Raw genomic sequence first — 11,359 nt, 5'->3', positions numbered from 1 at the left:
CGCACATGGAAAGGAATTCGCGTCGCGCAGGCGGGCAGGGACACGATGCGCTGCAGCGCGTACGCCAGGAAGGGCGCTGGTGGTGGCTGCAGGCACGGCACACGCGCAGGATCTGGCGTTGGGCGCTGCTGGCTGCCGTCGTGCTGTTCCTCACCCTGATCCTGCTGCGCAAGCCGCTGGCCGATTGGTTCTGGGATGAGCCGCGCATCCAGCAGTTGCTGGAGCAGGGAGATCACGCGTTGCTGGCCGGTCGGCTGAGCGCAGACGATGGCAGCGGCGCGCGTGAGTATTTCCAGGCTGCGCTCGCGCTGGATGGCGACCGCAGCCAGGCACGCGAGGGCTTGGCGCGGACCGGCAAGGCGGCGCTGCGGTTGGGCGCGGAGGCGCTGGCCCGGGATGACCTGGGTTCGGCCGCCGAAGCGCTCGCGTTGGCGCGGCAGCTGCAGGTGCCACAGCCGGCCAGCGAGGCCCTTGCGCGCCAGCTTCGCGACCGGCAGGCAGCGGGCGCCGGGCTTGACGTGCTGCTGGGCCAGGCGCGCCAGGCACTGGCTGCCGGACGGCTGGACGACACCCCGGAGGATGCGCTGCCGCTGCTCCAGCGCGTGCTCGAACTGCGTCCTCTGGACGTGGCGGCGCTGGAGGCGCGTGAAGACGCGCTCAGCGATCTACTGCTGCGTGCACGCACGGCCAGCGAGCGCGGCGATGTGCAACAGGCCGCCCGGCTGGTACGGCGGGCACGTGATTATGATCCGGGCCATGCCGACCTTCCGGCCAGCCAGGAGGCGCTGTCGCGCGCGCTGGAATCACGTGCGCGACAGGCCGGCCGTGAGTTGCAGCGTGGCCGGCTGGATGCTGCTCTGGCCCAGCTGCAACCTGCGCTGGACGCTGCGGGGGAAGATCCGGCCGTTGCCCTCCAGCGCGGGCGCCTCGCGGCCGCGTTGCTGAAGCAAGGCCAGCGTCTGGCGGCGGATTACCGCTTCGATGAGGCAGCGGCGCGACTGGACGATGCGCAACGCCTGCAGGGAGCTTCGCGCGAACTCACGGCGGCCCGCCAGCAGGTGGAGCGTGCCCGCCTGGCAAGGCAGTCACAGCGCGGCAGCGGTGTGCGTCCCGGTGCCAGCACGAAGCAGCTCGGGCGCCTGCTGGAACAGTTGGGCGAAGCCGAGGCGCGCGGACAGTTGATCGCCCCGCCCGGTGCCAGCGCCTACGACGCGCTGCGCGAAGCGCAGTCGCTCGCGCCGGACGACCGGCGCGTGGTTGCGGCGGCCAAGCGCCTGCTGCCGGCCAGCCGCCATTGCTTCGAAGATGCGCTGAGGCAGAACCGGGTGGAGGCCGCCGGCGCCTGCCTGCAGGCATGGCAGACCCTGGCGCCGACCGATCCTGGGTTGGGGGTGGCGCGCAACCGCCTTGCCCTGCGCTGGGTTGCAATCGGCAGTGAACGGCTCGGCAGTGGAGATGTCCGATTCGCAGCGCGTGCCGCCCTTCAGGCCCGGCAACTGCAGCCCACGCTTGCTGAACTTCCTGCGTTCGAAGCGCGGGTCCTGCAGGCAGGCGGCCTTCCGCATTGAGCCCTTGCGCTGTCGGCCGCTGGCCGTGTCCGCTATAGTCCTGCCGCTGCACCCACCTGCCACGGTCTTCCATGCCTGCTGCTGTCCCTCTTGCCGAAAACGCGGTCCGCAATGCGGACGGACAGGGACATGCCGCGCGTTTCAACGCACAGTCTACGTGCGCGGTGATCGTGACCTATGGACCGGATCCCGCGCTGCTGCAGCAGGTAGTGGCAAGCGTTGTCCCGCAGGTGGGCCACGTGGTGGTGTTCGACAACGGCAGCGGCGGGGTGGACGTGGCCGGCCTGCTGGCAGGGCATCGCCGCGTGAGTGTGATGCCATCAGCGCTCAACGTCGGCCTGGGCGCTGCGTTGAACCGGGCCTGCGAACGCGCGCGCGAACTGGGTTTCCTGCATGTGCTGTTGATGGACCAGGACAGCGTGCTGGCCGAAGGCATGGTGCGCACCTTGGGTGCGGCGCTGGTGGAGCTGCAGCAGGGCGGTGACGTGGCGGCGGTGGGGCCGCAGTTCCGCGATGCGCGCAGCGGCGAGCTGGCGCCGTTCGTGCGCTTTGGATTTCCGTTCAACCGCAAACTGCGCGGCGGGCCAGGCCAGCGGGTGTCCTGCGATTTCCTGATCACCTCCGGTTCGCTGGTTCCGGTGGAATCACTGGTGCGGATCGGACCGATGGACGAAGCGCTGTTCATCGACAACATCGACATGGACTGGTGCTTTCGTGCCAAGCGTGCGGGGCTGTCCCTGCACGGCATCTGCGATGCGCAGATGGCGCACAGCATCGGTGAGCAGCTGCTCGCTTCACGGGTGAAGCAGGACGGGGTGATCGTACACAAACCGTTCCGCCTGTACTTCATCATGCGCAACCGGGTGCTGCTGTATCGCCGCGGTTATACCCCGCGGGTATGGATCGCCCAGGATGTGCCGCGACTGGTGCTCAAGTTCATCGGCAACGCCTTGTTCCTTCCGGCGCGTTGGCAGCGACTGGTGTTCATGTGCAAGGGACTGCGCGACGGCGTGGTGGGCCGCAGCGGCGGGCTGCCGGGCTGAGGCTGCCCGACGCCGCCGCCAGCTTGAACTGAACCCAACCGCGCGGACGGGAACAGGCAGCGTTCGCGGGGGCTGGGGTAGACTCGGCGCATTCAAATATCGCGCCCTGCCTGTGCCCCGACGCTACGATTCCGACGACATCGACGATCTCGACGACCACAACGACACCGGCCCTTCGCCCTGGCGCCGCCGGTTGATCACCTGGGGCATGGCCGCCGTTGCGCTGGGGCTGGGCTTCCTGATTCCGTATACGGTGTACCTGAACCATCAGGTCACCCAGCGCTTCGGGGAGTTGCGCTGGCAGATCCCCACGCGGGTGTACGCCCGCCCGCTGGTGCTGCTGCCGGGCAAGGCGATGGACGCGGCCACGCTGAAGACCGAACTGGCCGCATCGGCGTACCGCGATGACGGCGTCGGCGAGGCGCCGGCGACCTACGCGGTGAAAGGCTCGCGCTTCATCATTTCCAGTCGTGGTTACAACGATGTGGACGGGCGCGTGGCGCCGCGACGGGTGGAGCTGACGCTGTCTGGCGGCAGCATCGCCTCGCTGCGTGATGCCGACGGGCGCAAGGCGCTGAAGGCCGCGCGCCTGGATCCGGCCCGCATCGCCACGCTGTACGGGCAGAAGCAGGAAGAGCGCCGCCTGATCCGCATGGAAGAAGCGCCGGACCTGTTGGTCACCGGCCTGCAGGCGGTGGAAGACAAGGACTTCAACCGCCACCATGGCATCGATCTGTCCGGCATCGCCCGCGCGGTGTGGGTGACGGTGCGGTCCGGTGGGCAGAGCCGGCAGGGTGCTTCCACGCTGACCCAGCAGCTGGCACGCAGCGGCCTGCTCGGCATCGGCAAGGAACAGACCCTCACCCGCAAGTTCAACGAAGTGCTGTTCGCGCTGATCATGGAAGCGCGGTATGACAAGCGCACCATTTTCGAGGCCTACCTCAACCAGGTGTATCTGGGGCAGCGCGGCAGCCAGGCCATCCATGGCATGTCCTCGGGCGCCGAATTCTGGTTCGGGCGCGACCTTTCATCGCTGGAAAGTGAACACATCGCGCTGCTGATCGGCCTGGTCAAGGGGCCGTCCTATTACGACCCGCGACGCAATCCGGAGCGCGCGCTGGACCGGCGCAATTTCGTACTGGGCAAGCTGCACGAAGCCACGCTGATCGACGATGCGGAGTACCAGCGCGCGGTGAAGGCGCCACTGGGCGTGCCAAAGAATCCCGGCATCGTGGCGGCCAACCGGTTCCCGGCTTATATCGACCTGGTGCGTCGCCAGCTCGGCCACGATTATCCTGAGTCGGTGCTGCAGGGCGCAGGGATGAGCGTGATGAGTGGCATGGCGCCGTCCGCACAGGCTTACGCCGAGGGTGCGGTCACCCGCACGGTGAAATCGCTGGAGAACAAGAAAAGGCCGGAGATCCAGGCCGGCCTTGTATTGACCGACGTGCACAACGGGGACGTGTTGGCCGTTGTGGGTAACCGTGATGTTTCCGCGCCGGGCTTCAACCGGGCCATCGAGGCGCAGCGCCAGGTCGGCTCGCTGCTCAAGCCGTTCGTGTACCTGCTGGCGCTTGCCCAGCCGGATCGCTACTCGCTGGCCAGCTGGGTGGATGATTCACCAGTCACCGTGAACCTCGGGCGCAACCGCAACTGGTCGCCGGGCAACGCGGACAACCGCAGCCATGGCACGGTCCGGCTGGTCGATGCGCTGGCCCATTCGTACAACCAGGCCACCGTGCGGGTCGGCATGCAGGTGGGTCCGGAGCGGGTTACCCAGCTCATCCACGTGCTGGCCGGAATAAAGGCCGATCCGAATCCCGCGGTGATCCTGGGCGCGACCGACCAGAGCCCGTATGCGATGGCCCAGCTGTACCAGTTCCTGGCATCCGGTGGTGAGATCCAGCCGCTGCATGCGGTGCGCGGCGTGCTGGACCCGCAGGGCAAACTGCTCAAGCGCTACGACAAGACCCCGGCGCCTGCCCAGGAAGGTGATTCGATTGCTGCCAACCTGATCAGCATCGGCCTGCAGCAGGTGGTGTCCAGCGGCACTGCCCAGCGCCTGAACGCCGATGGCCTGGCGCGCCTGCAGGCGGCCGGCAAGACCGGCACCTCCAATGACGGCCGTGACAGCTGGTATGCCGGCTACACCGGTGACCACTTGGCGGTGGTGTGGATGGGCAACGACCAGAACGAGCAGACCGGCCTGTTCGGCGCCACCGGCGCGATGCGGGTCTGGTCGGGCATCTTCTCGCGCCTGCCGACCGCGCCGCTGCGGGTCAGTGACAAGGGTCTGGACTACCAGTACGTTGAAGCCACCGGAACCGGCGCCACCGATGAGGGCTGTCCCGGCGCACGTCGCTTCCCGTTCGTGGTCGGCTACGCGCCGGCGTACGCGTCCTGTGCCCCGCCTGCCGCGTTGCCGGAAGAAGGCGGCGAGCAGGGCGGCGGCTGGCGCAGCTGGTTCGGCCTGGATCCCAAGCCGGATGCTCCCGCAGAACCTTCGGCGCAGCCAGCGCCTTCGACGTCCCCGAGGTGACCCCATGACATTCCGTACCCTGCGTGTGTCCCTGGTTGCGCTGGCACTGAGTGCCTCGCTGGCGGCCTGTGTCAGCGCGCCGCCGCCGGTGGTGGCACCGGTGGATACCACGACGCCGGCCCAGCGCATGGCCGCCGTCGAGGCCGCCGCAGGCCCCGATGACAAGGAAGTATCGGTGGCGCCGCTGCGCGATCCGCAGGTGGATGATCTGCGCCAGTCTGCGCTGGCACAGCGCCAGGGCGGTGATCTGGATGCCGCCGCAGGTCACCTGGACCAGGCCTTGGGCCTGGTGGCTGAAGATCCGGCGGTACTACAGGAGCGCGCCGAGATCGCGCTGCTGCAGGGCCAGTGGGCCCCGGCCGAACAGTTCGCGCACCAGGCCCTGCAGCTTGGATCGAAAACCGGTCCGCTGTGCCGTCGTCACTGGGCGACGATCGAGCAGGCGCGCCTGGCGCGAGGCGAGAAAGAGAACGCCGTGTCGGCGCACGCGCAGATTGCCAGCTGCACCGTGCCGCCGATCATGCGCTACTGAGGTCGGCGAACGGGTTAGGCCCCCTCGCGGGTGGCTGTTATTTGAAGCCACAGCTGGGAGTGGGCCGGGCGGTGGGGCTGGTCGGGGGACGGCAAAAGCCGCATCCTGCGGGCCTCGTTTCGCGCCATCCATGGCGCTCAACGCCCCCGCCCAGCCCCACCACCCGGCCCCTGACAGTTTCCGGGTGCCGCCATCCGCGCAAGAAAGCGAGAAAAAGCGGTAGCGCCGACCCATGGTCGGCGAGCGCAGCGGGCCGTTGGCGGGAACATGCCGCCGACCATGGGTCGGCGCTACCAGGGCGTCCATGGACCTGCCGAAGGCGGGGCGGGGTGGGTTGGCGGGGGCGTTGAGCGCCATGGATGGCGCGAAACGAGGCCCGCATGGATGCAGTCCTTGCCGTCCCCCGCCAACCCACCCCGTCCCGCCAACACACAGACCCCCAGCTGTTCGCTTCGGCTTCTGCGCTGCCGGGCGCGGCCCGGCGAAAACCCTCCCCACCCGGTATCCTGTCAGCGTTGATGAAGCCTGATCTTGTCCATGCCAGCCGCGAGGCGCTGAGCCAGGGCGGGGCGCTCGCCTCCCACCTGGACGCGTTCGTGCCACGCCCGGCGCAACTGTGCCTGACCGAAGCGATTGCAGAAACGTTGCAGCAGCGCGACCTGCTGCTGGCCGAGGCGGGCACCGGCACCGGCAAGACCTACGCCTACCTGGTGCCGGTTCTGCTGTCGGGGATGAAAACCATCATCTCCACTGGTACCCGCGCGCTGCAGGACCAGCTTTACCATCGTGACCTGCCGCGCGTGCGGCAGGCGCTCGGCGTCGGCCACCGCAGTGCGTTGCTCAAGGGGCGCGCCAATTACCTGTGCCGTTACCGGCTGCAGCAGGCGCGCGGCGAGCCGCGTTTCAGCTCGCCCCAGCAGGCGGCCGAGTTCCAGCGCATCCTGGCCTGGTCCGGGCGTACCCGGCATGGCGACATGGCCGAACTGGATGCATTGGCCGACGACTCTCCGCTGCTGCCGATGGTCACCTCCACGGTGGACAACTGCCTTGGCCCTGACTGCGCCTACTACGATGACTGCTTTGTGGTGCAGGCGCGCCAGCGCGCCCAGGCCGCGGACGTGGTGGTGGTCAACCACCACCTGCTGCTGGCCGACCTGGCCTTGAAGCAGGAAGGCTTCGGCGAGCTGCTGCCAGGGGCGGAGGCGTTCGTCATCGATGAAGCCCACCAGCTGCCTGAGTTGGCGGCACAGTTCTTCGGGGAAGGCTTCGGCATGCGTCCGTGGCAGGAGCTGGCGCGTGACTGCCTGCTGGAAGCGCGCAGTGTGGCCGGTGCGCAGGCCGCCTTGCAGGCGCCGGTTTCGGCGCTGGAGCACGCGTTGATCGACCTGCGTACCGCGATGGACGGCCTGCCATCGCGCGGCACGCAGTGGCGTGCGCTGGCGGTGCCGCAGGTACGCGATGGTTTCGATGCGGCGATGAGTGCACTGCATGCCCTGCTGCAGGGACTGGAAGGCCTGCGCGAAGCCTCCTCCGGGCTGGACGCCTGCCATGCGCGCGCGCGCGAGGCGGTGTCGCGGCTCGGTCGCTGGCTGGGCGATGACGCGCCGCTGCTGGACTTCGATGCCGAGCCGGACCCGGCGGTGGGCGAAGCCGGTGATGTGCTGTGGTACGAACTCACCCCGCGGGGATTCCGCTGCCAGCGCACGCCGATGGACGTGTCCGGTCCACTGCGCGAGCACCGGCAACGCACGCTGGCGGCGTGGATATTCACCTCGGCTACGTTGACCGTGGGCGGTGGCTTCGACCACGTCACCCAACGCCTGGGACTGGATGACCCGCGCACGCTGGTCCAGCCGAGCCCGTTCGACTGGCCAACCCAGGCGCTGTGCTACCTGCCCGAAGGCTTGCCGGATCCGGCTGCGCGCGGGTTCGGTACCGCGCTGATTGCCACTCTGCGGCCGGTGCTGGACGCTTCGCACGGGCGTGCCTTCCTGCTGTTTGCATCGCATCGCGCGCTGCGTGAGGCGGCCGAAGCGCTGCGCGGTGGGCCTTGGCCATTGTTCGTACAGGGCGAGGCGCCGCGTGCGACGCTGCTGCAGCGCTTCCGCGAATCCGGCAACGGCGTGCTGCTGGGATCGGCCAGTTTCCGCGAGGGCGTAGACGTGGTCGGTGATGCGCTGAGCGTGGTGGTCATCGACAAACTGCCCTTCGCCGCACCGGATGATCCGGTGTTCGAGGCGCGCCTGGAGGCAATCCGCACCCAGGGGGGCAACCCGTTCCGCGACGAGCAGCTGCCGCAGGCGGTGATCGCGCTGAAGCAGGGCGTCGGCCGCCTGATCCGCAGCGAGACCGACCGCGGCGTGCTGGTCCTGTGCGACCCGCGACTGCTCAACCGCGGCTACGGCCGGATCTTCCTGGACTCGCTGCCACCGTTCCGGCGCACTCGCGCGCTGGCCGATGTACAGGCCTTCTTTGCCCCACAATGGTTGCCGGCGGCGCCTGGGCCTGCTCCTGACGACGTGCCGCCGCCCGGTACGCCGCTCCCCCTGTTCTGAACATTGAAACGATGAAACTGCTCGCCTTTGAATTGTCCACCGAAGCCTGTTCCGTTGCCGTCCACGTGGATGGGCGGGTGCGCGAACGGTTCGAAATCGCGCCGCGCCGGCATGCCGAGCTGGCCCTGCCGTGGGCGGAGGAGCTACTCGCCGAGGCAGGCATTGCGCGTTCGCAGCTGGATGCTATCGCCCTGGGCCGCGGTCCGGGCGCGTTCACCGGCGTGCGCCTGGCCATCGCGCTGGCGCAGGGCGTTGCACTGGCGCTGGATCGCCCGCTGGTTCCGGTTTCCACGCTGCAGGCACTGGCGATGCGCGCGCCGGACGAGGCAGGCCAGGTGCTGGCTGCCATCGATGCGCGGATGGGCGAGGTCTACGTGGCCCGCTACCAGCAGGTCGACGGCTTGCCCTGGCTGCAGGATGCCGAGCGGGTGTGCCCGCCACAGGCGGTGGTGCTGCCCGAGGGAATCCGCTGCGCCGGCGTGGGCACCGGCTTTGCCGCGGCCGAGGGCGCGATCGTCGCGCAGCTGGGTACTGCGTTGAGCAGCGTGGATGCCACGTCCTTGCCGCGTGCTTCGGATGTTCTGGCGATCGCCCTGCCGATGCTGGCGCGCGGCGAAGCGATCGCCCCGGAGCGGGTGGAGCCGGCTTACCTGCGCGACAACGTGGCGTTGACCCTGGCGGAGCAACAGGCGTTGCGGGCGTCCAAGCAGCGCTGAGGTAGCGAACGGGCAAGACCCCCTCGCGGGTGGCTGCTGGTTGCCGCAGCTGGGTTGGGCCGGGCGGTGGGGCTGGTCGGGGGACGGCAGAAGCCGCATCCTGCGGGCCTCGTTTCGCGCCATCCATGGCGCTCAACGCCCCCGCCCAGCCCCACCGCCCGGCCCCCTGACAGGTTCCGGTGGCCGCCAGCCGCGTAATGAAGAAATAGAAAAGCGGTAGCGCCGACCCATGGTCGGCGGAGCCCATCTGATTCCTTTCCCCCCAGAATCCGCCGACCATGGGTCGGCGCTACCAGAGCCGCATGTTCCAAGGCCACCATGGACCTGTCGAAGGCGGGGCGGGGTGGGTTGGCGGGAACGCTCATCCGCATGGATGCGGATGGCGAGCCTCCATGGACGGATCCACGGCGATTCCCGCCAACCCACCCCGTCCCGCCCACAACCAGCCCCGCAGCTGTTGACGTTGACGTTGACGTTGCCGTTGCCGTTGCTCGAAAAAAGCAGGCGCCGGGCGCAGCCCGGCACCCCCACACACCCTCAGTCGTCGCGCAGTTCGCCACCGGGCAGGAACGCCCAGGTGCGGGTCACCTGCAGGATGTCCACGTCGTCCTTGGTCTGCGGCAGCGCCGGGAACGGCTGCGCCAGCCGCACCACGCGCAGCGCCGCCTCGTCCAGCAGCGGGGTCCCGCTGGAGCGCAGGATGCGCGCGCTTTCCACGCTGCCATCGCGGCGCACACCCACGGTGATCACCACCTGTCCGCCCAACCGGCGCTGGCGCGCTTCATCGGGATAGTTCAGGTTGCCTACGCGCTCGGCCCGGTCCACCCAGGCGCGCAGGTAATTGGCCCAGGCGTACTCGCGGGTGCTGGCGGAAACGAACTTGCGGTTGGGCCGCTTGGCATACTGCGCCGAACGCAGATGCACCTCGGCGGCGAGCCGGGCCATCTCGGCATCGCGCTGCTCGCGCGCGTCCAGCGGCGCATCCGGGCGCGGCTGTTCGGGCATCGGTTGCTGCTGGGCCCGCGCGACCTGCTCCTCGCCGTTGCGGCTGCTCACCACCCGCGACTGCGGGGGCGGTGGAGCGGCGGCATCCTGGCGTTGCTGCGGTACCGGGCTGCTGCCGGGCAATGCCTGCGGCACCACGCCGGTCTGGCTCTCGCGCGGGCGCAGCGCCTTGTCGTGCTCGCCGCCGCCGACCTGGCTGGCGGCGGCCAGGAAATCAGCCTGCTTGGGCGTCAGCGCGGTCTGGGTCTGGGTGAAGATCACGTCCAGCGTCGGCACCAGCGGGGCGTCGCCGCGCACCGCGAAGCCCACGCCCAGGATCAGCAGGGCGTGCAGGGCGACGGACAGGGCCAGGGTCGCGCCGAGCCGCTGTGATTCGCGGCCGCCGGCACCGGGGGAAACCATCGCGCTCATCGCGGCAGGTCGGCCTCGATGGCATCGAACAGCTGGCCGGCGATGTTCAGGCCGTACTGCGCGTCCAGTTCACGCACGCAGGTCGGGCTGGTCACATTGACCTCGGTGAGGTAATCGCCGATCACGTCCAGGCCGACGAAACGCATGCCACGCCGCTTCATCTCCGGGCCCACCTGGGCTGCGATCCAGCGGTCACGCTCGCTCAGCGGGCGGCCTTCGCCGCGTCCGCCGGCGGCCAGGTTGCCGCGGAATTCATCGCCCTGCGGAATCCGCGCCAGGCAGTAATCCACCGGCACGCCGTCCACCAGCAGGATGCGCTTGTCGCCGGCGGTGATGTCCGGGATGAACTTCTGCGCCAGGGTCAGCTTGCGGTCGCCGTCGGTCAGCGTTTCCAGGATGACGTTGAGGTTTGGATCGCCGGTGCCGCTGCGGAAGATCGAGCGTCCGCCCATGCCGTCTAGCGGCTTCAGCACGGCCTGGCCGTGTTCCAGCACGAAGGCCTTCAGCGCCTTGGCGTCGCGGCTGACCAAGGTGGGCGGGCAGCACTGCGGGAACAGCAGGGCGGCCAGTTTCTCGTTGTAATCGCGCAATCCCTGCGGATTGTTGACCACCCGCGCGCCGGCCATGGCCGCCACGTCAAGCACCTGGGTGTCGTAAATGAACTCGGCATCCACCGGCGGATCCTTGCGCATCAGCACGACCTGGCCCGGGCCGAACACCGTCTGGCTGAATTCACCCAGGGTGTACCAGTCGCGCGGGTCGTCGCGCACCTGCAGCGGGGCGGTGAGGGCGACGGCGCGGCCGTTGTCCAGGCTCAACCCGCCGGGCTTCACATAATGCAATGCGTGGCCTCGGCGCTGCGCTTCCAGCAGCATGGCGAAGGTCGTGTCCTTGGCGATCTTGATATGGGCGATGGGGTCCATCACCACGATGACGTTCAACGGCATGGCGGCACCTGTCAGGCAAGGTGCTGATGGTAGCGGCTCCGCC

The 11,359-nt window shown here is 69.0% G+C and carries 8 protein-coding genes; 6 read left to right on the top strand and 2 right to left on the bottom strand.

The features are described from left to right. Nucleotides 1-5 precede the first annotated feature (5 nt). The 6 genes from IFT63_RS10385 (at nt 6) to tsaB (ending at nt 8,953) form a co-directional block, all read left to right on the top strand. Complete coding sequence (locus IFT63_RS10385) at nt 6-1,568, top strand: membrane protein (protein WP_042615214.1); 1,563 nt, start codon at nt 6-8, stop codon at nt 1,566-1,568. 71 nt (nt 1,569-1,639) lie between these two features. Continuing rightward, nucleotides 1,640-2,611, top strand: a complete 972-nt coding sequence (locus IFT63_RS10380) for a glycosyltransferase family 2 protein (protein WP_192084022.1) — start codon at nt 1,640-1,642, stop codon at nt 2,609-2,611. A gap of 112 nt (nt 2,612-2,723) precedes the next feature. Next, complete coding sequence (gene mrcB / locus IFT63_RS10375; RefSeq protein WP_042615216.1) at nt 2,724-5,150, top strand: penicillin-binding protein 1B; 2,427 nt, start codon at nt 2,724-2,726, stop codon at nt 5,148-5,150. A gap of 4 nt (nt 5,151-5,154) precedes the next feature. Beyond that, complete coding sequence (locus IFT63_RS10370; RefSeq protein WP_042615217.1) at nt 5,155-5,682, top strand: hypothetical protein; 528 nt, start codon at nt 5,155-5,157, stop codon at nt 5,680-5,682. 518 nt (nt 5,683-6,200) lie between these two features. Next, nucleotides 6,201-8,237 (top strand): ATP-dependent DNA helicase, encoded by a 2,037-nt coding sequence (locus IFT63_RS10365; RefSeq protein ID WP_192084021.1) that lies wholly within the window; start codon nt 6,201-6,203, stop codon nt 8,235-8,237. Between the two features lie 11 nt (nt 8,238-8,248). After that, nucleotides 8,249-8,953: a tRNA (adenosine(37)-N6)-threonylcarbamoyltransferase complex dimerization subunit type 1 TsaB gene (gene tsaB, locus IFT63_RS10360; RefSeq protein WP_192084020.1), complete on the top strand. Its 705-nt coding sequence runs from the start codon at nt 8,249-8,251 to the stop codon at nt 8,951-8,953. A gap of 537 nt (nt 8,954-9,490) precedes the next feature. Here tsaB and IFT63_RS10355 read toward each other — a convergent pair. Further along, a complete protein-coding gene (locus IFT63_RS10355) occupies nt 9,491-10,369 on the bottom strand; it encodes an energy transducer TonB (RefSeq protein ID WP_192084019.1) in 879 nt (292 codons plus the stop codon). Further along, nucleotides 10,366-11,316, bottom strand: a complete 951-nt coding sequence (gshB, locus tag IFT63_RS10350; protein ID WP_192084018.1) for a glutathione synthase — start codon at nt 11,314-11,316, stop codon at nt 10,366-10,368. Before gshB ends, IFT63_RS10355 begins: the two co-directional genes overlap by 4 nt. Nucleotides 11,317-11,359 lie beyond the last annotated feature (43 nt).

This window comes from Stenotrophomonas sp. CFBP 13724 (genome assembly GCF_014841975.1).
Classification (GTDB): domain Bacteria; phylum Pseudomonadota; class Gammaproteobacteria; order Xanthomonadales; family Xanthomonadaceae; genus Stenotrophomonas; species Stenotrophomonas lacuserhaii.
Note: the sequence above shows the minus strand (reverse complement) of the source record. Positions and strands in the feature narration are given on the sequence as shown.

Excerpts from the sequence above, each read along its gene's own strand:
- IFT63_RS10385 (WP_042615214.1), top strand. The coding sequence starts at position 6 with ATGGAAAGGAATTCGCGTCGCGCAGGCGGGCAGGGACACGATGCGCTG.
- IFT63_RS10380 (WP_192084022.1), top strand. The coding sequence starts at position 1,640 with ATGCCTGCTGCTGTCCCTCTTGCCGAAAACGCGGTCCGCAATGCGGAC.
- IFT63_RS10370 (WP_042615217.1), top strand. The coding sequence starts at position 5,155 with ATGACATTCCGTACCCTGCGTGTGTCCCTGGTTGCGCTGGCACTGAGT.
- IFT63_RS10365 (WP_192084021.1), top strand. The coding sequence starts at position 6,201 with ATGAAGCCTGATCTTGTCCATGCCAGCCGCGAGGCGCTGAGCCAGGGC.
- tsaB (WP_192084020.1), top strand. The coding sequence starts at position 8,249 with ATGAAACTGCTCGCCTTTGAATTGTCCACCGAAGCCTGTTCCGTTGCC.
- IFT63_RS10355 (WP_192084019.1), bottom strand. The coding sequence starts at position 10,369 with ATGAGCGCGATGGTTTCCCCCGGTGCCGGCGGCCGCGAATCACAGCGG.
- gshB (WP_192084018.1), bottom strand. The coding sequence starts at position 11,316 with ATGCCGTTGAACGTCATCGTGGTGATGGACCCCATCGCCCATATCAAG.